Annotated in this window: 20 protein-coding genes; 7 read left to right on the top strand and 13 right to left on the bottom strand. The window is 60.5% G+C overall.

Annotated elements, in window-relative coordinates; genetic code table 11:
* Positions 1–129 precede the first annotated feature (129 nt).
* Both P3T20_RS06605 and P3T20_RS06610 read right to left on the bottom strand, forming a co-directional pair.
* Positions 130–1,548: a hypothetical protein gene (locus tag P3T20_RS06605; RefSeq protein WP_429286463.1), complete on the bottom strand. Its 1,419-nt coding sequence runs from the start codon at positions 1,546–1,548 to the stop codon at positions 130–132.
* 76 nt (positions 1,549–1,624) lie between these two features.
* Positions 1,625–1,795, bottom strand: a complete 171-nt coding sequence (locus P3T20_RS06610; protein WP_008342674.1) for a rubredoxin — start codon at positions 1,793–1,795, stop codon at positions 1,625–1,627.
* Between the two features lie 271 nt (positions 1,796–2,066).
* Between P3T20_RS06610 and P3T20_RS06615 the strand changes: the two genes are divergently transcribed.
* Both P3T20_RS06615 and cysC read left to right on the top strand, forming a co-directional pair.
* The gene (locus P3T20_RS06615; RefSeq protein WP_074265690.1) at positions 2,067–2,927 is read left to right on the top strand and encodes a hydroxymethylpyrimidine/phosphomethylpyrimidine kinase; all 861 of its coding nucleotides are present in this window, start codon (positions 2,067–2,069) and stop codon (positions 2,925–2,927) included.
* 632 nt (positions 2,928–3,559) lie between these two features.
* A complete protein-coding gene (cysC, locus tag P3T20_RS06620; RefSeq protein WP_429286670.1) occupies positions 3,560–4,177 on the top strand; it encodes an adenylyl-sulfate kinase in 618 nt (205 codons plus the stop codon).
* A 133-nt stretch (positions 4,178–4,310) separates the two neighbouring features.
* Here the strand turns inward: cysC and groL are convergent, their stop codons facing one another.
* The 4 genes from groL to P3T20_RS06640 all read right to left on the bottom strand — a co-directional run bounded on the left by groL (position 4,311) and on the right by P3T20_RS06640 (position 8,631).
* On the bottom strand, positions 4,311–5,954 hold the full coding sequence (groL, locus tag P3T20_RS06625; RefSeq protein WP_074265692.1) for a chaperonin GroEL: 1,644 nt from the start codon (positions 5,952–5,954) through the stop codon (positions 4,311–4,313).
* Between the two features lie 52 nt (positions 5,955–6,006).
* Complete coding sequence (gene groES, locus P3T20_RS06630) at positions 6,007–6,297, bottom strand: co-chaperone GroES (RefSeq protein ID WP_025496518.1); 291 nt, start codon at positions 6,295–6,297, stop codon at positions 6,007–6,009.
* A 216-nt stretch (positions 6,298–6,513) separates the two neighbouring features.
* Positions 6,514–7,617 carry a hypothetical protein gene (locus tag P3T20_RS06635; RefSeq protein ID WP_429286464.1) on the bottom strand — a complete coding sequence of 368 codons (1,104 nt, stop codon included), beginning with the start codon at positions 7,615–7,617 and terminating at the stop codon, positions 6,514–6,516.
* 78 nt (positions 7,618–7,695) lie between these two features.
* Positions 7,696–8,631, bottom strand: coding sequence for a glycosyltransferase family 9 protein (locus P3T20_RS06640; protein ID WP_429286465.1), 936 nt, complete (start codon positions 8,629–8,631; stop codon positions 7,696–7,698).
* Between the two features lie 394 nt (positions 8,632–9,025).
* Here P3T20_RS06640 and P3T20_RS06645 point away from each other — a divergent pair, with 394 nt between their 5' ends.
* A complete protein-coding gene (locus P3T20_RS06645) occupies positions 9,026–9,259 on the top strand; it encodes an SGNH hydrolase domain-containing protein (RefSeq protein ID WP_429286466.1) in 234 nt (77 codons plus the stop codon).
* Positions 9,260–9,287: 28 nt separating this feature from the next.
* Here the strand turns inward: P3T20_RS06645 and P3T20_RS06650 are convergent, their stop codons facing one another.
* The gene (locus P3T20_RS06650) at positions 9,288–9,650 is read right to left on the bottom strand and encodes a Rieske 2Fe-2S domain-containing protein (protein ID WP_429286467.1); all 363 of its coding nucleotides are present in this window, start codon (positions 9,648–9,650) and stop codon (positions 9,288–9,290) included.
* A gap of 302 nt (positions 9,651–9,952) precedes the next feature.
* Between P3T20_RS06650 and P3T20_RS06655 the strand changes: the two genes are divergently transcribed.
* On the top strand, positions 9,953–13,006 hold the full coding sequence (locus P3T20_RS06655; RefSeq protein WP_429286468.1) for a PAS domain-containing sensor histidine kinase: 3,054 nt from the start codon (positions 9,953–9,955) through the stop codon (positions 13,004–13,006).
* A gap of 55 nt (positions 13,007–13,061) precedes the next feature.
* On the opposite strand, the gene P3T20_RS06660 is transcribed toward P3T20_RS06655, so the two are convergent.
* From P3T20_RS06660 to gcvA, 5 genes are all read right to left on the bottom strand, one after another.
* Complete coding sequence (locus P3T20_RS06660) at positions 13,062–14,360, bottom strand: L-fuconate dehydratase (protein WP_429286469.1); 1,299 nt, start codon at positions 14,358–14,360, stop codon at positions 13,062–13,064.
* 123 nt (positions 14,361–14,483) lie between these two features.
* On the bottom strand, positions 14,484–15,425 hold the full coding sequence (locus P3T20_RS06665; RefSeq protein ID WP_074265702.1) for an ABC transporter substrate-binding protein: 942 nt from the start codon (positions 15,423–15,425) through the stop codon (positions 14,484–14,486).
* Positions 15,426–15,540: 115 nt separating this feature from the next.
* The gene (locus P3T20_RS06670; RefSeq protein WP_429286470.1) at positions 15,541–16,566 is read right to left on the bottom strand and encodes an ABC transporter permease; all 1,026 of its coding nucleotides are present in this window, start codon (positions 16,564–16,566) and stop codon (positions 15,541–15,543) included.
* Positions 16,567–16,585: 19 nt separating this feature from the next.
* Complete coding sequence (locus P3T20_RS06675) at positions 16,586–18,097, bottom strand: sugar ABC transporter ATP-binding protein (RefSeq protein ID WP_429286471.1); 1,512 nt, start codon at positions 18,095–18,097, stop codon at positions 16,586–16,588.
* 292 nt (positions 18,098–18,389) lie between these two features.
* Positions 18,390–19,328, bottom strand: coding sequence for a transcriptional regulator GcvA (gene gcvA / locus P3T20_RS06680; protein ID WP_429286472.1), 939 nt, complete (start codon positions 19,326–19,328; stop codon positions 18,390–18,392).
* Positions 19,329–19,511: 183 nt separating this feature from the next.
* On the opposite strand from gcvA, the gene P3T20_RS06685 reads away from it, so the two are divergent.
* Both P3T20_RS06685 and P3T20_RS06690 read left to right on the top strand, forming a co-directional pair.
* Positions 19,512–20,663 carry an epoxide hydrolase family protein gene (locus P3T20_RS06685; protein ID WP_429286473.1) on the top strand — a complete coding sequence of 384 codons (1,152 nt, stop codon included), beginning with the start codon at positions 19,512–19,514 and terminating at the stop codon, positions 20,661–20,663.
* Positions 20,664–21,038: 375 nt separating this feature from the next.
* Positions 21,039–22,211 (top strand): TIGR03118 family protein, encoded by a 1,173-nt coding sequence (locus P3T20_RS06690; protein ID WP_429286474.1) that lies wholly within the window; start codon positions 21,039–21,041, stop codon positions 22,209–22,211.
* 387 nt (positions 22,212–22,598) lie between these two features.
* On the opposite strand, the gene P3T20_RS06695 is transcribed toward P3T20_RS06690, so the two are convergent.
* Positions 22,599–23,396 carry a TetR/AcrR family transcriptional regulator gene (locus tag P3T20_RS06695; protein ID WP_429286475.1) on the bottom strand — a complete coding sequence of 266 codons (798 nt, stop codon included), beginning with the start codon at positions 23,394–23,396 and terminating at the stop codon, positions 22,599–22,601.
* On the opposite strand from P3T20_RS06695, the gene P3T20_RS06700 reads away from it, so the two are divergent.
* Complete coding sequence (locus P3T20_RS06700; protein ID WP_089162920.1) at positions 23,335–23,916, top strand: hydrolase; 582 nt, start codon at positions 23,335–23,337, stop codon at positions 23,914–23,916. The two genes, P3T20_RS06695 and P3T20_RS06700, sit on opposite strands and share 62 nt — an antisense overlap.
* Positions 23,917–23,953 lie beyond the last annotated feature (37 nt).

Raw genomic sequence — 23,953 nt, forward strand, 5'->3', positions numbered from 1 at the left:
ATGAACTGCGGATCATGTTGCCACTCTATCACGCGCTTACACCTCGCCAACGGTGCGTATTCGGGTGCGCATCCGAGGGGTGCCGGTTCGTGCGTCCGCGCATGCAATCTGCAAGGCGGCTCAAGGGCGTCAGCCTTGCTCGATAGCCCTCGTCAGCGCGGCCAACGCAGGACCGGCGGCGGGTGGAGCAACGCCCGCTGCAATCTTGTGCAGCATGGCGCGCAACGCTTCGGCACCTTGTTCGAGCGCCTGCGCATCGGGCGCACTCACGATCACGTGCGCACGCACCGCAGGTGTCGAGACACCGGCATGCGCGCGGCGGCGCCACGCGAGGCCGAGTGCGTCTGCGAGCAGCGCGACGTGGCCCAGGCCGAGCGCGCACGCAGCGGCGCCGAGGCGATACGCGGCGTCGCCGGCCTGCAGTGCTTCGCTCGGATCGGCTTTTTCCAGTTGACCGGCGCCCCGTGCATGTTCAGCGAGCGCGGCAATGGCCGCGTCAGCCGTCTGCAGGAAATCTTCATATGCGTGGGCATTGACGGTCAGCACGCCCAACTCGCGGGTACGCGTCACGCCCAGACCACCCGCGCCAAGCTCTTGCGCCTCCGTCGCGCCCGCTTCCCACAACGCCTCCGACTCCTGGGTGGCGGCCACGTGCCAGTCCACGGTCAAGCCGTAATCGTGCAGCAGTTCGACGTGTTCGGCATCCTCCGCTGCAGCACCGAAGAGCGCGTAATCGCGCCAGAGCAGCGCCAGCGTCGCACGTACCAGCAAGCGCGAAGCGAGCGTCGAGCCGCGGGCATGATCCGCCAGCGCGAGATTGCAACGTGCGTGGAAGCGCCGCGCGTCTGCGTCCCCGACTAAGTGACCGCTCACGCGCAGCGAGCGGGCACATGCCGAAGCGAGACGCCAGAAGTCGTAGGGATCGGGGCCCGCGAGTTCGGCGAGGCACGCGTCGAGTTCATCGAGCGCGGCGCGCGTCAGCGCGGCTACGGCAGCGCTGGCCGCTCCGTCACTCGAATGCGCCCGCAACACCGGCAACAGGGCCCGCTCGTAGCGAGCCCGCAAGTGAGCGAGACGCTCCGCCGGCTGCGCGCTGAAGGACACGGGCGGCAACGGCCGCACGGCCAGCGCAAAATCTTCGTAGGTGACCGTGAAGCCCGGTGTGCGCTGCGAAATCAGTGCGCTGAGCGCCTGATAGTGGCCGTACAGAATCGGCGAGCAGGACAGTTCGCGCAAGTTGTGCCGCGTGGTCGCTGCACGGAAATCGTGCAAGGCCTCAGTGAACACCTGACGCGCGTCAGGTTCTTCGGGTAGTTCCGCAGCCGTTAATGGCGAGACCAGCACCAGGGCATCTGCCAGCTTCTGCGCCCCCAGCCAGCCCGCCTCGCGGAAAGCCTGCGCCGCGCGCAACAGCTCAGCCGCCGTGTCGCCGCGCTGCTCGAGCGCAAGCTGCGCCTCAGCGAGCGCGAGTTCCGCGGAACGGACCGACCCGCCACGCGGGTTGGGCAGTGCGTCGAAAGAGGCAGGTGATGCGGATCGAGGGATCATGGGCAGGCGACATGAACACGGACAAGCCGACGAACGCGATCACGCCGCCCGTCGGGACGCGCGACGCTTGCGACGGTCAGATCTGGACCATCTCGAAGTCTTCCTTGCGGGCTCCGCATTCGGGGCAGGTCCAGTTAATGGGAACATCTTCCCAACGCGTGCCCGGCGCGATTCCTTCATCTGGCAATCCGGCTTCTTCGTCGTAGATCCAGCCGCAGATCAGGCACATCCAGCTTCTATATTCCATTCTTGTGTCGCGTCAAAAAGAGCGTTGAAACGAGAGCCATGATGGTACCGTGTTGCCGCCCCAATGCCTAGCAATCGAAAGTCGTCACGTTGACGTGCCGCAGGCGCGCGGCAGACGAAGCTGGACAAGGCGCGGCACGATGCCCCGATTCAGTGCGCAAAGTCCTCTGCGGATGCGAAAAAACGCCCCGTTAGCGCTTTAGGCCGCATAATTGAGGCGACTGCGCCCACGCTGCGCGCTTACATACGCCCACTTCCTGCCAACCATTTTCATGCCCAGCGACACGCCTCCGATCGTTCTCACCTTCGGCCTCTCCGATCCGACGGGTGCCTCCGGCCTGCAAGCCGACCTGATGACGCTAGCCAGCATGGGCTGCCACGGCGTCAGCGTGCTGACGGGTTTCACCGTGCGCGACTCGGCAAACTGCGACGAAGTCACCGGGCTGGATCCGGAAGTCGTTGCAACCCAGGCGCGCATGCTGCTCGAAGACATGCCCATCGCCGCCTTCAAGGTGGGAGCCGCCACGCGAGCGGAAGTGGTAAGCGCAATCGCCGAAGTCGTGGCCGACTACGACGACATTCCGCTGATCCTCGCTCCCGATTTCACGCTGGACGACGAGCACGTGCTCGCCGCCGACGAACTGCGCGAAGCGATTGCCGACCTGCTCGCACCGCAAACCACGTTGCTTGTGGCCGATCACGCCACCCTGCTCGCGCTCGCGCAGCCGGACGGCGACGCCGAGGCGCCGAGTCTCGACGCGGCAATCTCGCACCTGCTGTCGCAAGGCTGCGAATACATCCTGTCCACGGAAACCGGCACTCACCGGCTCGTCAATACGCTTTTCAGCGACGACGGCCAGTTACGCCAGGATATGTGGGACCGCGGCCCGCACCGCATCATGGGTTTGACCGACACGCTGGGCGCTGCTATTGCAGCGTTGCTGGCCAACGGTCAGGACCCGGCCGAAGCTGTGCGCGAAGCTCAGGAGTATCTGTATCAGGCCATGCGCAACGCGTTTCGTCCCGGGATGGGGGCCTATCTGCCGGACCGGTTTTTTTGGGCCCGCAGTAGCGATGAAGAAACGCCGCTGGGTAGCGCAAAGGATGCGCCGCCGGGAGAAGCGCGGCACTAAGCGATGCGGGGCGGGGCCGGTCGCGGGCGGCCGGTACGCCCTGGATTATTTCCTGCGCTTACCTCTCAAGCTTACGCAGCACCGACTCCGGCTTTTCATGGGTTTCTGCGCACCGCTCAAGACAGCGCCGCCGACAGCATTGGCCCAATGCATTCTCCCCTGACGGACATCCTCAAACTCAGCTGTTTCAAGCCCTCACCAGGCTAGCCTCCTTTGGCACCGCCCCCGCTCCCACCACACCCAGCCAATCGTGTTACGAATCATCACGTACCCACGTTGGCACGCGGTGTTCAAGCAGAAAATTCGCACGCTCTAATTACAAACGTAATCAAACGTTACAACTGGATTGCTTATCAGCCAGTAGAATTTACGAACTGTAATGTCGCCGGCGCCCCTTATGCCACCTCGGACCCCGTCTTTTCACTCGCCTCAGCGCGATCACGCGTGCGCGATCGGTTCCTGCCGCAACGAACATTCGATTAGGCACCCCGGTCAGTTGACCGGCATTGACCCCAGCGGGAATCTTTAAAGTGGACAATTCACACGCCTACGTCCGCTCCCCTTCTGACGCCAGCCCCGACCTCCCGGACACCGGACATGGCGCTCGAACCACCCCCGAAGCAAGCAAATCCGTGGCGTCCGCCAAGCCTGCACAAGCGTTCCTGCAACGCGTCAGCGGTGCGGTAGATGTCCAGGACCGCGCGCGGATGTTCCAGCAGAAGGCCGTCACGGTCTGGCTCACCGGCTTGTCCGGGGCCGGAAAATCCACGATTGCGTATGAACTGGAACGACAGCTCATCGCCTTGGGTCACCCGTGCTATGTGCTAGACGGCGACAACGTCCGGCACGGCCTGGCCAGCGATCTCGGTTTCAGCAAAGAAGACCGGCGCGAGAATATCCGCCGCGTGGCGCATGTTGCCCAGTTGATGAACGATGCCGGTCTGATTGTGATTACCGCGTTGATTTCGCCGATGGGCGAAGATCGAGCCATGGCGCGCGAGATCATTGGGTCTGACCGGTTTGTCGAGACCTACCTCTCCGCTTCCGTGGATGACTGCGCGCGGCGCGATCCCAAGGGTCTGTATGCCAAAGCCCGGGCTGGCGCGATCACGGCGTTTACCGGTGTGTCCGCGCCCTACGAGGCTCCGGCCAACCCGGAGCTACGCGTGGATACCGCGACGCAGAGCAAAGACGCGAGCGTGGCGGGGATCTTCGACTATCTGCACGAGACGTATCTCCTGAAGCCCTAAATAAAAGATCCATCTGGCTTCGGAAACGAAAAAACCCGCATCGCTGCGGGTTTTCTCTTTTGGGGAGCACGCCTTGCAGCGCACCTCCCTCATGTGTTTCGATACGAGGCTCCCGGAGGAGCCCCATCCGAAATTACATGTCCATGCCCATGCCGCCCATGCCGCCCGGCATTCCGCCGCCGCCCATCGGAGCATCTTCCTTCGGCAGTTCGCAAACAGCTGCGTCGGTCGTCAGCAGGAGACCTGCCACCGATGCTGCGTTTTGCAGTGCCGTGCGCGTGACCTTCGTCGGGTCCACAACACCAGCGTCGACCAGGTCGACGTACTCGCCGGTTGCTGCGTTGTAGCCGTAGTTGCCCGTGCCTGCTGCAACTGCTGCCACCACGACGCTGGCTTCTTCGCCGCCGTTCGTGACGATCTGGCGCAGCGGTTCTTCCATTGCGCGCAGAACGATCTTGATACCTGCGTCTTGATCGGCGTTAGCGCCCTTCAGACCGGCGATTGCCGTACGAGCGCGGATCAGTGCAACACCGCCGCCGGCCACGATGCCTTCTTCCACAGCTGCGCGCGTTGCGTGCAGTGCGTCTTCGACACGTGCCTTCTTTTCCTTCATTTCGACTTCGGTCGCAGCGCCGACCTTGATCACTGCAACACCGCCGGCCAGCTTGGCCACGCGCTCTTGCAGCTTTTCACGGTCGTAGTCCGACGTTGCTTCTTCGATTTGCGTGCGAACTTGCTTCACGCGCGCTTCGATGTTGGCACCTTCGCCAGCGCCGTCGATGATCGTGGTGTTTTCCTTGCCCACTTCGATACGCTTCGCTTGACCCAGTTCAGCCAGCGTTGCCTTTTCGAGCGTCAGGCCGGTTTCTTCAGCGATAACTTGACCACCGGTCAGGATCGCGATGTCTTCCAGCATGGCCTTACGACGATCGCCGAAGCCCGGAGCCTTGACAGCCACAGTCTTCAGGATGCCGCGGATGTTGTTCACAACCAGCGTTGCCAGTGCTTCGCCTTCGACGTCTTCTGCGATGATCAGCAGCGGACGGCCAGCCTTGGCAACTTGCTCCAGAACCGGGAGGAGGTCACGAATGTTCGACACCTTCTTGTCGTGCAGCAGCACGAACGGGTTGTCGAGCACAGCAACTTGCTTGTCCGGATTGTTGATGAAGTACGGCGACAGGTAGCCGCGGTCGAACTGCATGCCTTCAACCACGTCCAGTTCGTCTTGCAGCGACTTGCCGTCTTCAACCGTGATGACGCCTTCCTTGCCGACCTTGTCCATTGCTTCAGCGATACGATCGCCGATCGACGAGTCGCTGTTTGCCGAAATCGCGCCAACCTGAGCGATTTCCTTGTTGGTCGTGCACGGCTTGCTGATCTTGCGCAGTTCTTCGATAGCTGCAGTCACAGCCTTGTCGATACCGCGCTTCAGGTCCATCGGGTTCATGCCCGATGCGACGTACTTCATGCCTTCGCGAACGATGGACTGGGCCAGGACCGTTGCGGTCGTGGTGCCGTCACCTGCGTTGTCGCTGGTCTTGGAAGCCACTTCCTTGACCATTTGCGCGCCCATGTTCTGGAGCTTGTCTTTCAGTTCGATCTCTTTCGCGACCGACACACCGTCCTTGGTGACCGTCGGGCCGCCGAAGCTGCGCTCCAGGACAACGTTGCGGCCCTTCGGACCCAGCGTGACCTTCACAGCGTTCGCGAGGATGTTCACGCCTTCAACCATCTTGGCACGGGCGGAATCACCGAATACGACGTCTTTAGCTGCCATCTTCTAACTCCTTGAATTCTTGGGATATAACCGGGTAAGTAGCGCTTTGCGCTTACTTCTGCACCACGGCCATGATGTCTTCTTCGCGCATCACGAGCAGTTCGCTGCCGTCGACCTTAACGGTCTGGCCTGCGTACTTGCCGAACAGGACGCGGTCACCAACCTTCACGTCGAGCGCGATTTGTGCGCCCTTGTCGTCACGCTTGCCCGGGCCGACTGCCAGAATTTCGCCTTGATCCGGCTTTTCTGCTGCGGCTTCGGGGATCACGATGCCCGACGCGGTCTTGGTTTCTTGATCCAGACGTTTGACGATCACGCGATCATGCAAAGGACGAAGGTTCATACATACTCCTCTCTTGATTGAGACTGAAGAACGCTGAGAAAACCCAGCTGGCTGGGCCAGCCGGCGATGTTGTTAGCACTCTCGTGCAGCGAGTGCTAATTATATGGACGGGTGGTGACAAATTCAAGAAGGATGGAGGTGGGAATTTTTTGCGGGTGGGGCATTAAAGGGTAAACCCGCGCCCGATTTGCAGGAAACGCCGCCGCCTCCGCTCTCCTAGGCACAGCGCCTAAAAAAGCGCGGCATTCGCCACATCCGGCGTTTCTCCGGATGACTTTTTTGCCAGTCCCAATGCGTAAACGCAACCATTCGAAGCTGCCGAATCTCGTCTTGCAGGGCATCAACGACTAAGCCAGGAGGCGGTGGCATGGTCGCTCTCGCAGCCGCAAGGGCCGCGTCGACTTCCGATTGCGCGTAACCACTCTCGCAGAACAGTTGCGCAACTTCGTCTTCAATGCCTTCGTAAAACGACGCCTCGGCCTCCGAAAACGACGAGTTCGTCAGCCTCGCATCGCCGAACTCCAGATCGCCAACGCCAGCGGACGCCAACGCCTGCGTCACGCCCGTGCGATAGCGATCGTCGTTAAGCCTGTTGATGCAAATTGTTTCCGAAGCATATCGCTCGGCCTCGATAAACGAATAAAGCCACACGCCAAAGAACGCGAGATAGCTTTCCCGGGCAGCCAATGGATGATGGCGATGGAAGTAGATCTCCCGGTTGACGGAGCGTCCTCGAAAACGAGGAACATCTACGAGCGTCCGGATCTTGTTCAGTACTACAGGTAATTGGATCGCGTTATAGATCCCGTGCGTGGTCGCATCAAAATAGGTCGATATTTTATATGACCACCATTGCCCCCGAGGCTCTCTCCATAGATGGATGTGAATGCCTCCAAACTCATGCTTGAGCGCCTCGACCCTCCCGGCGCTGCGGCAAAACTGCAACAACGGTCGTCGTGGTGCCGCATCGATCAGGGTGCCGAAATATTTCCTTTGCTCCTGAGACAGTTGCGGCCCTGCGAAATAGTCGTCAAAGCTGAATGACTTTTTAAACAACCCGGCAAGCTGATCCCGCACACCATGAAACTCAAAAAAATATGGCGCGGTAAGTGTCGGATGCCGCAACAGGCGATTGTCGTTTTCCGGACGCTTCAGAAATTCGTCCGGGCTCCTGTCCAGATTGATAAGCGCCTCGTTGCAAGGCTCCTGGTAACAGTAGAATTGTTCTGTACGCCGAAATTTATCGAAGAGATAGGTACTCCCGGACCGAAACAGCGAGTGCATGAATACAGGGGAATTCGCCGGCATCGTTTCGTGCATAAATAAACTCCAGGCAAGCAGTGGCATGCGCTGCTGTGGTCTGGCGAGGTCAGGACCATCGCTATCGGTGGGCGTCTTCTAGGCCTCGCTACCGTACGTGCGGGCTGCCCGCCGGGTCAGCCGCGTGAATGCAGTCAGTACGCGGTTGCATGTGAGTGTTTGCCGCCACAGCCTCTCCTTCAGATATGAAGTGGGAATCCACTGCCACGGCAATACGACACCGACCATGCCCCATGCCGGCCGCCAACGCTCGGCCATCCGCCGGCGACGAAACAAGCTGATACCGGGAATGCCGAGATTCGATGCGAGGTGCCCTACGCCCGAGTCGTTGGCGATGAACCATCCCGATTCGTAGAGGTATGACGCAAGCTCGTGCAGACTCGAAAAATGGGGAGCGGGGATATCGAACTCCCCCAGATTTCGCCAGCGTTCACGCTCATGCGGTGCAATGACGAACTGCACGTCGTAACCTTGTTTGCGCAGGCGCTGAGCGATCGTGACGAACCGATGCGAGAACCAGCGCTTGTCTTCGGTGCTTGCCTCGGGATGAATCATGACGCGCTTCGCGTGTCGCCGATGCACGAGGTTGGCTGGCGCCGTGATGCCGTTGTCCATCACCGGCGCGCTCAGTGCCAGATCGTCTCTGCAGAAGTCGGTGAAACGCTGCGCCATGCAGCCGGTTCTTTTGCCGAACTCGACGTCGTGGAGAGTCGAGACGTTCGGATGCACGTCGATAAGATCGTGCAGTGGCTGGTTCCATTGCATCTGGAAAACCGTGTCGTACGTGGCGAACGTAGCGGCGATGTTTTCCTGGGGCAACGGCAGAATCGTAATGTGCGGAAACCACTCGCGAAACGCGTACGCCGACGTGCCGTAGACAGTGACATCGAAGCCATGGTCGATCAGATTCCTGACGATCACCATCGATATCAGCGTGTCGCCTATCGCGTTGGACGCAACAAACGCCACCGTCCCTACTGGGGCACGGGGAACAGGTAAAGTGGGGATATTCATGCTTCGGCGGTGAGTGCGCGTAGCCGGTCATATACCTCCAACATCTTTTTGACCGGCAACAGGTATTTCGAATGCCGCTTCCTGGCCCATCCAGTCGGCAGAAAGCGCCGCCGATCACGAGGTGGATTGCCGCCCGAAGCAGGCGCTGATGGTGCTGCAGCCGCGGGCGGGGTAAAGCGGTACCCTCAGCATCATTCCCTGAGCAGGCAAAACTCTAATATTCCGCTCCGTTACTTGGGTTCCAGCTTAATTACCAATCTTTACGCATACGTCAGGAATGGGTGGACAAGCGGTTGACCCCGGTTGTAGAGCCTTTCTCGCGAGTTGACTTTCGTATCTTCAGGCGGGACACGCCATCAGCGAAATGACCGTATCACGAGACTCGCGGACACACGTGTACGAGCGGGGCCAACAGATAGCGGCGATCGCCAGCCTGGCTGGAAACGTGATAGTTGTCGACCCGTTCAAGTCTCTTTGCACACCGAAAGTATGTTTCACCGTCAAAAACGATGCGGCTTTGTTCAGCGACACCGATCATCTGAGTGACGCTGGCGTGGAATACCTCATTCCTGGCCTGACGGACGCCATAAAGCTTGCTCAAAATCATGAGCCGCAACGGATCGATTGAAGAACCAAGCCCGCACCAATAAGGCAGCCTAATCCCCCCCATCCAGACAAGCCCACACACCCCCATCAATCTCCTTGGCGTCATACGTCATCGCACGAGCGCCCTCAATGCACACATTAGACGTCGTCAAGCGCCGGATCACCTGTCCGTTCACGTCGAACCGCCATCCATGCTCGGGGCACGCGATCAATCCCCCGCTCACCCGTCCCTGCGACAACTCCGCCCCCCGATGCGGACAATGGTCACGCCACACATGCACGTTCCCCTCCGCATCGCGCCAGACCACGAGCCGCCTCGCCTGCACGACGCGGCCCAACGCGGATTCCTGCGCGACTTCCGCAGACTGGCAGACAAGCTCCCACCCCTTCCGATCATCTGATGTATAGGTCATCGCTTACATGGTTATCGTATGACTGTCCGGCGTAACCCGATCTGGACAGGTGACCTGAACAGTACAACAATGGGCGTGGGCGTCCGGGCCGGTCGCACCAAGGCAGAGCACGGTGCCGCGACGCCCGGAAGCACTCGGATTCGCCGGGAAAGACCCATCTGCCCTCTGAATCGTTTTAGAAACTCCGCCGCTCCGACTATCTGTCCGCGACATCCGCGAACCGGCGGTCTCGACGCGCTCGCATTATAAATTCCGGGTCAAGGCGTGCTCTCGCGCCATGTAGCAATATTTGTGGGCACTGTATGAACGAATCCGCACGCGACGCTGAGACCGATGCGCTTCTCGCGAAACTTAAACGGGAAAATGCGGAGCTTCGCGAGGAGCGCGAAAACCTGCAACGCCTCGTGACCGAACACAACGAACTGCTGCATCTGACCAGCTTCGTGCTCAACAGGGTGCACGAGGCCGCCTATCTGCTCGACGAAGCCGGCCGGCTCGTCTACGTCAACGAAGAGGCCTGCCGCACGCTCGGGTACAGCAATGCCGAATTGTTGCAGATGAGCGTGGCAGACATCGATCCGGAATGGACCATCCCCCTGTGGAAACAGGAATGGTCGGTGCTGCGCGAGCGAGGCTCACGCATCATCGAGACCACCCACCGCCGCAGGGACGGCAGCTCGTTTCCGGTCCAGGTCAACGCCAACCACTTCGAATACGGCGGGAAAGAATACAACCTGGCGCTCGCACGCGATGTCACGGAGCGCGAGCACGCAAAGCACGCACTGCGGGAAAGCGAACAGCGTTACCGGCAAGTCTTCGACAATGTCTCGGACGTGCTTTATCTGCTCGAGGTCACGCCGGAAGGACGCTTTCGCATACTCGAAATGAACCCGAGCGGCGTGCAGTCGCTCGGCATTCCAAGGGCGGAGTTGATCGGCAAGCTCTTCGACGATGTGGTGCCCAACGAAGTATCCAGCGTCCTGATCGAAAAATTCAGGCGATGCGCCCAGTCCGGCGAGGCGTTCGACGATCAAAGGACGCTCCAGCTACCGACCGGGCCGCACCACTACCACTCCACCCTGATCCCCGTGCACGACGAGTCAGGACGGGTGCACAGGCTTGTTGGTATCGCGCGCGACATGACGGCTCATCACCGGACGGAATCGCTGCTGACCACCCAGCTGGAACTCGAAGCGCAGTTTCGCAGGCTGGCAGAAAGCACGCTCGACGTGATCTGCCGTTATGACCGCCAATGCCGTCTGGTCTACGCAAATTCAGGGCTTTCCACGACATTGCGCAAGCCCTTGCGGGAGATGCTGGGTAGGACTCCGACCGAACACGAGCCCGATGGCCGCTACGCGCAGTACCAGGCGCTGCTCGCGGACGTCATCGAAACCGGCACCGAGCACCAGATTGAAGTCGTGATACAGGATAGCGGCAATGGCACGCGCCATCATCATGTTCGCCTCCTCCCCGAGCGCGGCCTGCAGGACGAGATTGTGGGCGCGCTTGCTCTTGGGCTCGACATTACCGCGCGCAAGGAGGCCGAGTTGCGCCTCTATGCGAGCGAACAGGCCTTCCGCGCCGTTGTCGAACATTCGCCCGATTACATCGCCCGCTACGATCTGAGCTACCGCCGCATCTACGCCAATCCGGCGCTTCTCAAGCTGATGCGTCTGCCTGCCAGCGACGTGCTCGGCACGACGCCGGCCGAGCGGGGGTCGTTCGTCGATGCCGCCCGCTACATGCAGCAGTTGCAACACGTGGTCGAAACAGGCATGGAAGTGACCGAAGAGTTAGCGCTGCGGGATGCCGGAGGCCGGATCCGCTGGGGGCATATGCGTATCGTTCCCGAGTTTGCACCCGACGGTACGGTGGCCAGCGTGCTCGCCATCAGCCGCGACATCGACGAACTGAAGCGTAGCGAGCAGCTCTTTCGTACGCTCACCGAGAATTTCCCGGACTTCATTGCCCGCTTCGACTGCGAGAGCCGTCATCTGTACGCCAATCCGGCCATCGCCCGAGCCTTCGGCGCGCCGCAGGAAGCCTTTATCGGCAAGACGCCCCGGGAGTTGGCGCCGACCTCCGACGCAGAACAGAACCTACGCCTCGAGGAGGCCGTCCGGCGTGCGTTCGTGGAGGGGCAACCGAACACGCATGAAGCGCGTTGGCTAACTGCCAATGGCCCCCGTATCTTCGAGGTGCGGCACGTTCCGGAGAAGGACGACGAAGGCCGCGTCGTCAGCGTGCTGGGTATTGCGCACGACGTTACGCGTCTGAGAGACATTGAACTGGCATTGCGCGATAGCGAACGGGCCTTTCGCACGCTGGCGGAAAACGCGCCGGATCCCATCATTCGCTACGACCGTGACTGCCTGCGCACGTATGTGAACCCGGAGTTCGAACGCATCAGCGGTGTCGGGGCGCCGAAGCTGCTTCGCAAGCAGGCCGGTCAGGTACCGGCTGCGACGGCCGAAGTCGCGCGGCGCACCCGCGCGAAACTGAAGGAGATCATGGAAAGTGGCGTGGCGGCCAAATTCGAGCTGGCCTGGACCAAACACGGAAAATCGCAGTGCTGGTACGTGCATGCGGTGCCCGAGTACAACGCGGATGGGGTCGTGCAGAGTGTATTGACTATCTGGCGCGATATCTCCGAACGCAAGGAAGCCGAACAACGCCTGTACGAGTCTTACGACTTGCTGCGCGAACTCACCTCACGTCGCGAAACAGCACGTGAGGAAGAGCGCAAACGTATCGCCCGCGAGATGCACGACGAACTCGGCCAGCACCTGACCGCACTGCGCATGGGTGCCTCGACGTTGCGTCTGCGCTTCGGCCACGACAACCCGGCTCTCGGCGAGCACGTTCAGAAGATATTGCTGCTGGCGGACAAGACGATCCAGGTGGTGCGCGACGTGGTTGCCTCGTTGCGCCCTGCGGTGCTCGACGCGGGTATCGCAGCAGCGCTCGAATGGCTCGCCGACGAATATTCGCAGAATGGTGAGACGGCCTGCCGCCTGCGCGTGCCGGAAGAAAGTCCGGAGCTTGCCGAGGATCGGGCCATTGCGCTGTTCCGGATCGTGCAGGAGGCGCTCACCAATGTCACGCGGCATGCCAACGCGAAAGAAGTGTTCATCACGCTCGAACAGAAGGGCAACGACTGCCTGCTGGAAGTGCGCGACGATGGCTGCGGATTCGATCCCGTAGCAATCCGCAATAAATCCTTTGGCCTCGCGGGAATGAAGGAGCGTGTGCTGATGCTCGGTGGTGCGCTCGATGTGGTCAGTTCGCCGGGCAACGGCACCCTCATCAAGGTGCGCGTGCCCGTTTCGGTCAGGGCGGTGGACTTCTCCTGAGCGGCGTCTGCTTCAGCGCCGCGTCATAAGCGTAGCGCTCCTAACGTAACATAGGTCACGTCTGCCACACCGGCCCCGCCGGAAAGTCATGCTGATCGAGCGACGCCCCATGCATCTCGATGCTGTAGCCGGGGCGTTGCGGTGGCATGTAACGGCCCTGGCGGATCACCACCGGATCGACGAAGTGCTCATGCAGATGATCCACGTATTCGAGCACGCGGTTCTCTAGCGACCCCGACACGCAGATATAGTCGAACAGCGAAATGTGCTGCACGTATTCGCACAAGCCGACGCCGCCCGCATGCGGGCACACGGGCACGCCGAATTTCGCCGCCATCAGCAACACGACGATCACCTCGTTCAGGCCGCCCAGACGGCAGCTATCGACCTGACAGAAATCGATGGCCTGCGCCTGCAGCAACTGCTTGAACATCACGCGGTTATGGCAATGCTCGCCGGTCGCGACGCCAATGGGCCGCAGTCGCTCGCGGATGGTCGCATGACCGAGAACGTCGTCGGGACTCGTGGGCTCCTCGATCCACCACGGATCGAATTGCGCGAGACGCCGCATGTTCGCAACGGCCTCATCGACATCCCATACCTGGTTCGCATCCATCATCAGCTTGCGGTCCTGGCCGATTTCTTCGCGCAGGATGCGGGCCCGGCGCATGTCTTCCTCGAGGTTGCCACCCACCTTCTGCTTGAAGTGCGTCCAGCCCTGCGCCACGCCTTCGCGGGCGAGGCGGCGAATCTTCTCGTCGTCGTAGCCGAGCCAGCCGGCCGAGGTCGTGTAGGCCGGATAACCGTGCGCCAGCATTTCCTTTTCGCGCTCGCCTTTCGTTCTTGCATGACGGTGCAGCATGGCGATCGCTTCATTGGGCGTGATCGCATCGGTCACGTAGCGGAAGTCGAGGCAACGCACGAGTTCCTCGGGGCTCATGTCGACGAGCAGCTTCCACACCGGCTTGCCTTCCGCCTTCGCCCACAGATCCCAGGCCGCATTCACGACCGCCGCGGTCGCCAGATGAATCGCGCCCTTGTCGGGACCGATCCAGCGCAACTGGCTGTCCGAGGTCAACGCGCGCCAGAATGCGCCCATGTTGGCGGCGATATCCTCAAGTGTCTTGCCGACGACGAGCGGCGCCAGCGCCTGCGCCGCGCTCACGCAGATCTCGTTGCCACGCCCGATGGTGAACGTAAGGCCATGTCCCGTCAGCCCATGTGGCGAGTCGGTTTCGAGCGTCACATAGGTGGCGGAGTAATCCGGTGCGGCGTTCATCGCGTCGGAGCCGTCGAGCGAGCGCGACGTCGGAAACCGGATGTCCCGGACAGTTAGCCTGGTGATCGTAGTCATCTAAAGCACCTTCCTCTGCGAGAGCTTTCAGCATGCATCCATGAACAAAGAGGGGCGTGGCGTCATGCAACGCCGCCGCCCCTCTTCTCTTTTGTCGCGCGCTACAGCAACGTCTGGCGACGCTCAGTCATACAGCACGGCGGCGATCTTCGGATCGGTGATATTGCTCTTGTCGTACCAGTAGAAGCCCGTGTCGACCTTCTTGGGCAGCGTTTCACCCTTCAGCGCCTTCACTGCGGAGTCGACCACGCACTTGCCGATACCAATCGGGTTCTGCGTGATGGCGCCGTACATCAGGCCAGACGTGATGTCGTCCTTTTGCTCCTTGCCCGAATCGTAGCCAATCAGAATCAGCTTCTTGCCCGATTCCTTGACGCCGATTGCAGCACCTTCGGCCGAGCCTTCATTCGAGCCGAAAATGCCCTTGAGGTTCGGATTGGCCTGGATCATGGTCTTGGCAATTTCCGCCGATTTCAGATGGTCACCGCCACCGTACTGCACCGAGACGATCTTGATGTTCGGGTACTTCGCCTTGATCTCGTTCAGGAAGCCGTCGCGGCGATCCACGCCGGTGCGGCTCGTCTGGTCGTGCACGATCAGGCCGACTTCACCCGAACCGCCAATCGCTTCGGCCATCTTGTCGGCTGCGAGCGCGGCCGCGGCGATGTTATCGGTCGCGCACGTCGTCAACGGAATGGTGCTGTCGACGCCCGAGTCGAAGGCGATGATCGGGATTTTCTGGTTCTGCGCGCGCTTCAGCAGCGGAATGGCTGCCTTGCTGTCGAGCGCGGCGATACCGAGTGCCTGCGGCTTCTTGGCGAGCGCCGCCGAGAGCATGTCGATCTGCTTGTCGACCATTGCCTCGGTTTCCGGACCTTCAAACGAGATCCTGACGTTCTGCTCCTTCGCGGACTGCTCCGCACCGGCTTTAACGGCCTGCCAGAACTGGTGCTGGAAGCCCTTCGAGATGAGCGGGATGTACGGCTGATCCGCGAGCGCGATGCTCGTGCCGCCAACGAGTGTGCCGACGCCGATTGCGACGCTGATAAGTTTTCTTTTCAACATAAGGTATCTCCTCCTGATGTGTGGGCCATCTATCTTCAGCCATTGGGGGAGCCAACCGCACTCCCGTTTCTTGATGTTTGCTTCTGCTCCTGCCTGTCACCTTTGCCGCGCCACCTCAGCCTTTCCTGCGCCGCAAAATATCGGCATAGACCGCGAGAATGATGATGAGGCCGGTCACGACGATCTGCCACTCCTGAGCCACCGACATGATGCGCAGGCCGTTGGTCAGCACGCTCATGATGAACGCGCCGATGATGGTGCCCAGAATCGTGCCCGAACCGCCGCTCAGCGAAGTCCCGCCAATCACCACCGCAGCGATCGCTTCGAGCTCATAACCCTGGCCTAGCGCCGGCTGGGCCGAATTCAGGCGCGAGGCAATCAGCAGTCCGGCGATGCCGCAAATGGCCCCGCCCAGGCTGTAAATAGCGATCTTCCAGCGGTCGACATTCACGCCTGAAAGACGCACCGCTTCCTCGTTGCTGCCAAGCGCAAAGGTGTAGCGGCCGAGTGCCGTGCGATTGAGCGTGATCGAACTCGCGACAGCAAGGAAAAACAGAATCAGCACGGCGTTTGGAATTGGCACGCTCGGCAAAAAATAAGCGATCAGCGAATCCTGCGAGATCATGTAGAAGTTGTCGGTGTCGGTGAAGTAGATCGGCTTATCCGCGGAGACGACCAGCGACAGTCCCTTCAGCAACATCATCATGCCCAGCGTGGCGATGAACGGCGGTATTTTCATTTTCGCCGTGAGGGTGCCTGAAATGCTTCCGCACAACGCGCCGGTGCCGATCGCGGCCAGCACGCCGATCCACATCGGAAAGTGCCAGTTGGTGAGAAACACACCGCAAATCACGGCCGTAAACGTCATCAAGGTGCCGACAGACAGGTCGATGCCCCCGGTGATGATGACGAACGTACAGGCAATTGCCAGCACACCGTTGACCGCCGTCGCCTGCAGAATCCCGAGCATGTTGTCCATCTGCATGAACGAGGGCGACGCGAAGCTGAAGAAGACCAGCAGCAGGATCAGGCTGCCGAAGGCCAGCAGTTTTTGCAGGGCGGTCGGCGAGAAGAAGCGGGCTCTCAGGCCGGACGATCGTCCCTGGCTACCCAGCGCCGAACTATCCGATGGCTGTGTCATAAATTGGACCTCTTGAGATTCACGCTGCTTTTAAGGTTTCGCGCCGCGTCGCCAGTTGCATGATGCGCTCCTGCGTCGCCTCCGCGGCTGAAAGTTCGCCAGTAATGCGGCCTTCGCACATCACGACGATGCGATCGCTCATGCGCAGGACTTCCGGCAGCTCGGACGAGATCATCACAATCGCCTTGCCCTGCCCGGCCAGCTCGCGCAGCAGCTTGTAGATTTCGCTCTTCGCGCCCACATCGATGCCACGCGTCGGCTCGTCGAAGAACAGCACGTCGCAGTCGCGCTCAAGCCATTTCGCAATCACGATTTTCTGCTGGTTGCCGCCCGACAGAAGCCGCACCGTTTGCGTCGCCGAGGGCGTGCGGATGCCGAGCAGCTTGATGAAATGCGAAGCGGTCTTGCGCATCTGATTGCGGCGCAGGAAAAAATTGAACGACAGGAATTTGCGCAGGTTGGACATGACGATGTTCGATTCGACATCCATGCCGGTTGCAAGACCGAAGCGCTTGCGGTCCTCCGAGAGATAGCCGATACCGCGTTTTACCGCGTCGCTCGGCGTCCTGATCGTCGCCTTCACACCGTTGACGATGATTTCGCCGGATTCAACCGGATCGGCGCCGAACACGGCGCGCGCAACTTCGGTGCGGCCGGCGCCCATCAGGCCGGCAAAGCCCAGGATCTCACCTTTGTGCAACGCAAAACTCACGTCTCGCACGAGTGGCCCAGCGTTCAGATGATTGACTTCGAGCGCGACCTCGCCTTTGTCTGTTCCGCGCTGGGAAGGCTCGGCGTCGGTCAAGGTTCGGCCCACCATCATGCCGATGATCGTTTCGACGCCGGTATCTTGCGCATTGACCGTTGCCACATATTCCCCGTCGCGCAGCACGGTGACGCGGTCGGAAATCTGCTTGAGCTCATCCATCTTGTGGGAGATATAGATGATTCCCACGCCCCCGCTCTTCAGTTCCCGAATGATGCGGAATAGCTCAGCGATCTCGGCGTCGTTGAGTGCCGAGGTCGGTTCATCCATGATCAGCACGCGCGAATCGAAGGACAAGGCCTTGGCGATCTCGACCATCTGCTGCTTCGCGACCGTCAGCGTGCTGACAATGGCGCGCGGATCGAGCTTCATATGCATTCGCGCAAGGATCTCACTCGCCCGCTTATTGAGCTTGTCTTCATCGAGGAACACGCCGAGCCGTCCACGCGGCTCGCGGCCGATGAACATGTTCTGGGCGACGCTCAGATGATTCATCAACTGCAGTTCCTGATGGATGATGCATACGCCCAGAGCCTGCGCCTCGCGCGGGCTCTGGAAGTCCACGGGCTGGCCGTCGTAGACAATCTCGCCGGAATCGCGGGTATACACGCCCGCGAGGATTTTCATCAGCGTCGATTTGCCTGCACCGTTCTCGCCCATCAGCGTGTGGACTTCGCCCGCCACGAGATCGAACTGGATGTCGTGAAGCGCTCGCACGCCGGGAAAACTCTTGCTAAGCTTTTTGACGGAAATGAGCGGGGTCATGAGGCAGACACCGTGAGAATGCCACGGCTGCCGCTGGCCTTCCCGGAAGAAGCGGATCGAACAGGCACCGCAGACGCCATGTGGCGCCGGATATCGCGGTCAAATTCGCAACGAGAAGCCAGACACATTGCTGGACCCCCAATCAGATGTAAGACGATTTTACGATGCTGGGTGGCAGCCGCTCAAGCGTAGGCATTCCCTAATGTCTGAGCAAATTCCGGCTGCGCCTGATTGTGTCGGCTTAACGTCTGCTTGTGCCTGCTTGCACCTCCTTGTGCCTGCTCTATTGCGATCACGACGGGCGCCGGGAGCGCCGTGTACGCGGAGAAGGCGAGGAACGCGGCAAATCCGCGCCTTCGCGTTCGAGCCACGCGCGGAACAGCGCGACCAGGTCGTTGTCGCATTTCCCATCCGGAACATACGTGCAATAGCTTCGGGACGGCAGGCGCGGACCAGCAAACGGCGCGACCAGCCGGCCAGCGGCGAGATCGTCGGAGACCAGCGCAGTCGGGCCCATCGCGATGCCGATTCCGTCAATGGCGGCCTGCAAGGTCAGGTAGAAGTGGTCGAACGTCAGCGTGGCAGCCGGCCGCAGCGAGGGAATCTCTGCCCTTGCCAGCCAGTCCGGCCAGAGCCGCGGCAAACTCGACGTATGCAGCAACGTATGCTGCCGCAGGTCGTCAGGCATCCGCAGCGGCAGTCGCTGAAGGAGTGCCGGGCTACAGACCGGGAGCCGCTCCTCGGCGAGAAAAGGCCGCATCGCGTAGCCATAGAACGTATCCGGACCGCCCCGGATGATGATGTCGTAAGGCTCCTTCAGACTCTCCACCGGCTCGTTCGACGTCTCCACTGTCACATCCACGTCGACATGCTCAGCGCGGAATTTTGCCAGCCTCGGCACCAGCCAGCGCAAGGTGAAGGTCGCGGGAGCGTTCACGGCCAGGGTGCGCGAAGCCGTTCCGGAGACACCATATCTGGCGGTTGCCTGCGAGAGCTGCTCGAAGAGCGGGCCGACTTCCTCCAGATAGGCCTTTGCCGCCGGAGTGAGCGCCACGCGCCGGTTGTGCCGTTCGAACAACGGCGCACCAAGCCAATCCTCGAGCAGACGCACGTGCTGGCTCACCGCACCGTGAGTCACGTGCAATTCGGTGGCGGCATCCTTGAAGCTGCCGAGCCGGCCAGCAGCCTCGAAGGCACGCAGTGCGTTAAGTGGAGGCAATACCCGTTTCATTCACGAGAGTTTCTCTAACACGAAGGGTCAATCTAACGGGTTTGTGGTCGGACCACAAGATAGATATCTTGCCTGGTGCCCTCGGGCTGCTCGCTCATCTGAGGTAAAACAGAATTTCGTTAGACTGCGTATTCCTGGCAATCAGTGGTTGCCAATCGACTGCCCCCTTCCCGAGGACGTGTCATGCATATCGAGCCATTTCAAATTTGCGTGTCCGATGTTGAGATCGACGACTTGCGCCGGCGTTTGCGCGACAGCCGGTGGGCGCCCGCGACACCGTCCGAGCCATGGCAACAAGGCGCAGACGCCACATGGCTGCGCGAACTGGTGAAGTACTGGGCCGACAGTTTTGATTGGAGGGCTGCGGAACGCGGTCTGAACCAGCAGCCTCAATTCATGGCCGACGTGAACGGTCAGCGTGTGCACTTCGTTCATCAGCGTGGTGTTGGACCCCGGCCTTATCCGCTGGTTATCACACACGGGTGGCCCGGATCGTTCTTCGAATTTCATGAGCTGGCGGAGCGTTTGCGCGACCCGGCTGCATTCGGCGCGGACCCGAACGATGCCTTCGACATCGTTATTCCTTCACTGCCGGGCTTTACGTTTTCGACGGCGCCTGCCGCCGCGGGTACTTCGGCGTTTCAGGTGGCCGACCTGTGGGCTTCGCTGATGCGAGGTCTTGGGTACCAGCGTTTTGGTGCTCAGGGTGGCGACCTGGGCGCGGGGGTGTCGATCGCGCTTGCCTTGCGGCACGCCCAGGTAGTCGATGGAATTCATCTAAACTTTCTGCCGAGCTCGTACGAACCGGCAATTGACGCCACTGATTCGCCGCTTACCACCGCAGAGCAAAACTATCTTCGGGAGAAAGCTGAGTGGGCTGCGCTCGAGGGTGGTTATGCGCATATGCACGGCACGAGGCCGCAAACATTGGCCGCATCGCTTAACGACTCGCCGGCCGGACTGGCCGCGTGGATCGGCGAGAAGTTTCGCGCGTGGAGCGATTGCGACGGGGTTATCGAGCGGCGATTTTCGAAAGATGAACTGCTTACCAACCTGTCGCTCTACTGGTTCACCCAGAGCATTGGTACCGCCATTCAGATGTACTGGGAAAACCGGCTGCAACCCATGCGTTTCACCGCCGGACAACGGGTATTGCCGCCGGTGAGCTTTGCACACTTTCCGAAAGAGATTAACCACCCGCCACGCGGATGGCTCGAGCGAGTGCTCAATGTCGCGCAATGGACCGACATGCCGCGTGGCGGTCATTTCGCGGCCATGGAAGAACCTGAACTTCTTGCGGCCGACATTCGGAGTTTTTTCAGGCGCTTCCGCTAGTGAGGTTGTTGAACACCATCGCGACATCAACAATGCCCCCGACGATCGATAGTTCTCCTCTGTCATGCAGAGACTTTTCCGTCCGCATGCATCGCGGGCGGTACTGCGGGTCCCCTCGGCAAGGCGATCCATGCAAGGTCCTTGCGGCTATTCGCTGATGGCCCGAAGCACGTCACGCGCGTTCACAACTTTTTGGCTGGACGGATGGAATAGTCACGCGTGTTATTCGTTGCACAGCATCTGCTTTTATCTAGCCAGTTCAACCATTGTAGTCACACGAAATCGCACACGAAATAAGCCCTGTCGCGGGAATAAACCCCGTGTCTACTTCGTTCAATGACTGTCACGGCTTTTGGACGAACAGGGGGTGCGATCATGAAATCTCTACTCGATATGTTCGGCGTCGTAGCATGCGGCGCGGCTATCGCGACTCTCGTGTCATGCGGGGGCAGCTCCGGTTCGAATAATTCAAACCCACCCATCCAGTCGTCGTTCAGTGTGACGGCCCTCGTGTCGGATGGCGCGGTGCCCGCTACGCACACGGACGCGAATCTGAAAAACCCATGGGGCGTCGCCTTCAATCCGAAAGGCTTCGTTTGGGTCGCGGACAACGGTACCAATGTCGCGACGCTCTATGACGGCAACGGCGTGCCGCAATCGCTGGTCGTCACGATACCCGACGGCAAGAATGGTCCAGCATCGCCCACGGGCATCGTCTTCAACGGCACACAAAGCTTCACCGTCCTGGAAAACGGCAAGTCGGGCGCCGCTGCATTCATCTTCGCTGGGGAAGGCGGAACCATCACCGCCTGGGCGCCCTCCGTCGGGCCGACCAACGCGTTCGTGATGTACGACGACGGCACGGGCGGCGCCGTGTACAAGGGTCTCGCGCTCGCGACAATGAACGGAAACAACTTTCTTTACGCGACGGACTTCCATAACAACAAGATCGACGTCTTCAATACCAGCTTCACCAAGGTCGCGATGCCAGGCAACTTCACGGACCCAGCGATCCCGGTCGGCTTCGCGCCGTTCGGCATTCAGGCGATAGGCTCGAATCTGTTCGTCACCTATGCGATGCAGGATGCGGCCAAGCACGACGATGTCGCGGGCGCGGGTCTCGGCATGATCGATGTGTACGACACGGCGGGCAACCTGAAGCAGCGCTTCGCCACGGGCGGCTCGTTAAACGCGCCCTGGGGCATTGCGCAAGCACCCGGCAACTTCGGCTCGATGAGCGGTGCGATACTGATCGGCAATTTCGGCGACGGCACGATCAACGCGTTCAATGCATCAAGCGGCCAGTCGATGGGGCCGCTCAATGGACCGAACAGCGGTCCGGTCGCTGAGCACGGCATGTGGGGCATTGCGTTCGGAAACGATCTCAGCAATCAGCCGTCCAACACGCTGTTCTTCGCCGCGGGGCCGAATGACGAAGCCGATGGCGTCTATGGAAGAATCGATCTGAATACCACGTCGAGTTCAGGCGCGAGCACGGGTTCGGGCACGGGCACAAACGCGGGCGTTGGGACGAGCATGGGCATGTAGTGCTGATCGCGCAATAGACAACGGTCGTTCTCTATGCGAGCGCGGCCGCATTTTTTTTGCAACTCGACGCGCGCCGCAGACCTGGCGACGCAACTTGCCGGGCGCCGCGCGAGTGGCCGTTAGATCGCTAACGTCTCCCGCTTACGTCGGGAATTGGGCTGCTGCTCCCTGCCATAAAAATCCCTTCGAACTGCGTTCACGAACGTCAGGATGTGAGGGGCAGATCTGCCGTTGGAGCCTGGTATTGCCAACCGGCTAATGCCAGAGCGGCGCTCTGGTCCGCGAAAAACATCCATGGTATGGCTCATGGTGGGGAGCCCGAAAATTGACTACATGGCACAAGGGCAAACCGTGCGCCTCGGATTGGACGTACCACGCTGTGGAGACCTATGAAGACGTGAGGGTATCCAGGTTCGCACGTTGGATCGCGTCCTGCAGGTAATGACGCATAAGGCCCTCCAGTTCGTCCATCACAGCTTTACGACTGGCTATGGAGGTATCGCCATTAACCGCGACGGCCGCCTTCATGATCTGCTGGATCACGGCGGCACGGACGGCGATCTCTGCCGGTGCCAGATGCGGCGCCACTTCAGCCAGCACGGATTCGATCTGTCTACGCAGACTTTCGCGGATGCTCATGGTGCCCGGCAGAGCGTAACTGTAGGTCTCGACCAGGACCGCAAATGCCGGATGGGTCGCGCGGAACTTCACGAACGTTCTCGTCAACCGGCTCGCAAGCAGCGATACGTCCAGAGACGGCGCAGCCTCGCGCAGCTTGTGGAACGTCTCTGCCAGTATGTCCAGATAGCTTTCGAGCAACGCACCCGCGATCCGGTCCTTGGTGGGAAAAAATTGATACAGCGAGCCAATTGATGCGCCCGCGCGGGAGGCAATCGCCGTCATGGTTGCTGCTTCGTATCCCTTGTCTGCGAATTCGGTACCCGCTGCCTCCAGCAGCGCTGCGACCCGTGCGTGACCGCGTGCACGCTGTGGGGCTTTCGCTTGCCCGCTTTCGGCACGCAATGTTGCGGTTGACTTTTGTGAGGGCATGCTCATAAAATAGATATGTGAGACGAGCCTCACAATACACCTTTGGCTCACTAACTTCAACGGAAGGCAAAAGATGTTGCAGAAACTTGACTCCAAAACTACGGCGCTCGTTCTGATCGACCTCCAACAGGGCATCCTTGGTTTTGGAAAGGCCCCTCGCAGCGCCGAATCCGTGCTGACGGCCTCAGCGAAGCTCGCGAAGCGCTTTCGGGAACTCAGCGCGCCGGTCGTGCTGGTCCGCGTAGGCTGGAGCGACGATTTCGGCGACGCGCTGAAGCAACCCGTCGACCAGCCCGCGGCGCTTCCTGCCGGCGGACTTCCGTCGACGTGGTGGGACTTCCCCGAAGCGCTCGAAGCCGCCGAGCACGATCTCAAGATCACGAAGCGGCAGTGGAACGCATTTCACGGCACGGAACTCGACCTGCAATTGCGCCGCCGTGGCATCAAGACCATTGTGCTCGGCGGAATTTCGACGAATATCGGTGTGGAATCGACGGCACGAGCTGCCTATGAACTCGGTTACACACTCGTGCTCGCCGAGGATGCGATGAGTTGCGCCACGGCTGAGCATCATCACGCGTCGGTTAATTACATTTTTCCGAGACTCGGCCTGGTGCGTCAGTCCGAGGACGTGATCCAGGCACTCGCGGACTGACACTGGTCCACGAAGGGGCATGAGGGCCCGAATGCGC

Source organism: Paraburkholderia sp. GAS206C (assembly GCF_050435645.1).
In the GTDB taxonomy this organism is placed as follows: Bacteria; Pseudomonadota; Gammaproteobacteria; order Burkholderiales; family Burkholderiaceae; genus Paraburkholderia; species Paraburkholderia phenazinium_B.

Coding starts and splice junctions, on each gene's coding strand:
- P3T20_RS06605 (WP_429286463.1), bottom strand. CDS start 1,548: ATGATCCCTCGATCCGCATCACCTGCCTCTTTCGACGCACTGCCCAAC.
- P3T20_RS06610 (WP_008342674.1), bottom strand. CDS start 1,795: ATGGAATATAGAAGCTGGATGTGCCTGATCTGCGGCTGGATCTACGAC.
- P3T20_RS06615 (WP_074265690.1), top strand. CDS start 2,067: ATGCCCAGCGACACGCCTCCGATCGTTCTCACCTTCGGCCTCTCCGAT.
- groL (WP_074265692.1), bottom strand. CDS start 5,954: ATGGCAGCTAAAGACGTCGTATTCGGTGATTCCGCCCGTGCCAAGATG.
- groES (WP_025496518.1), bottom strand. CDS start 6,297: ATGAACCTTCGTCCTTTGCATGATCGCGTGATCGTCAAACGTCTGGAT.
- P3T20_RS06635 (WP_429286464.1), bottom strand. CDS start 7,617: ATGCACGAAACGATGCCGGCGAATTCCCCTGTATTCATGCACTCGCTG.
- P3T20_RS06640 (WP_429286465.1), bottom strand. CDS start 8,631: ATGAATATCCCCACTTTACCTGTTCCCCGTGCCCCAGTAGGGACGGTG.
- P3T20_RS06650 (WP_429286467.1), bottom strand. CDS start 9,650: ATGACCTATACATCAGATGATCGGAAGGGGTGGGAGCTTGTCTGCCAG.
- P3T20_RS06655 (WP_429286468.1), top strand. CDS start 9,953: ATGAACGAATCCGCACGCGACGCTGAGACCGATGCGCTTCTCGCGAAA.
- P3T20_RS06660 (WP_429286469.1), bottom strand. CDS start 14,360: ATGACTACGATCACCAGGCTAACTGTCCGGGACATCCGGTTTCCGACG.
- P3T20_RS06665 (WP_074265702.1), bottom strand. CDS start 15,425: ATGTTGAAAAGAAAACTTATCAGCGTCGCAATCGGCGTCGGCACACTC.
- P3T20_RS06670 (WP_429286470.1), bottom strand. CDS start 16,566: ATGACACAGCCATCGGATAGTTCGGCGCTGGGTAGCCAGGGACGATCG.
- P3T20_RS06675 (WP_429286471.1), bottom strand. CDS start 18,097: ATGACCCCGCTCATTTCCGTCAAAAAGCTTAGCAAGAGTTTTCCCGGC.
- gcvA (WP_429286472.1), bottom strand. CDS start 19,328: ATGAAACGGGTATTGCCTCCACTTAACGCACTGCGTGCCTTCGAGGCT.
- P3T20_RS06685 (WP_429286473.1), top strand. CDS start 19,512: ATGCATATCGAGCCATTTCAAATTTGCGTGTCCGATGTTGAGATCGAC.
- P3T20_RS06690 (WP_429286474.1), top strand. CDS start 21,039: ATGAAATCTCTACTCGATATGTTCGGCGTCGTAGCATGCGGCGCGGCT.
- P3T20_RS06700 (WP_089162920.1), top strand. CDS start 23,335: ATGTTGCAGAAACTTGACTCCAAAACTACGGCGCTCGTTCTGATCGAC.
- P3T20_RS06695 (WP_429286475.1), bottom strand. CDS start 23,396: ATGCCCTGTTGGAGGTCGATCAGAACGAGCGCCGTAGTTTTGGAGTCA.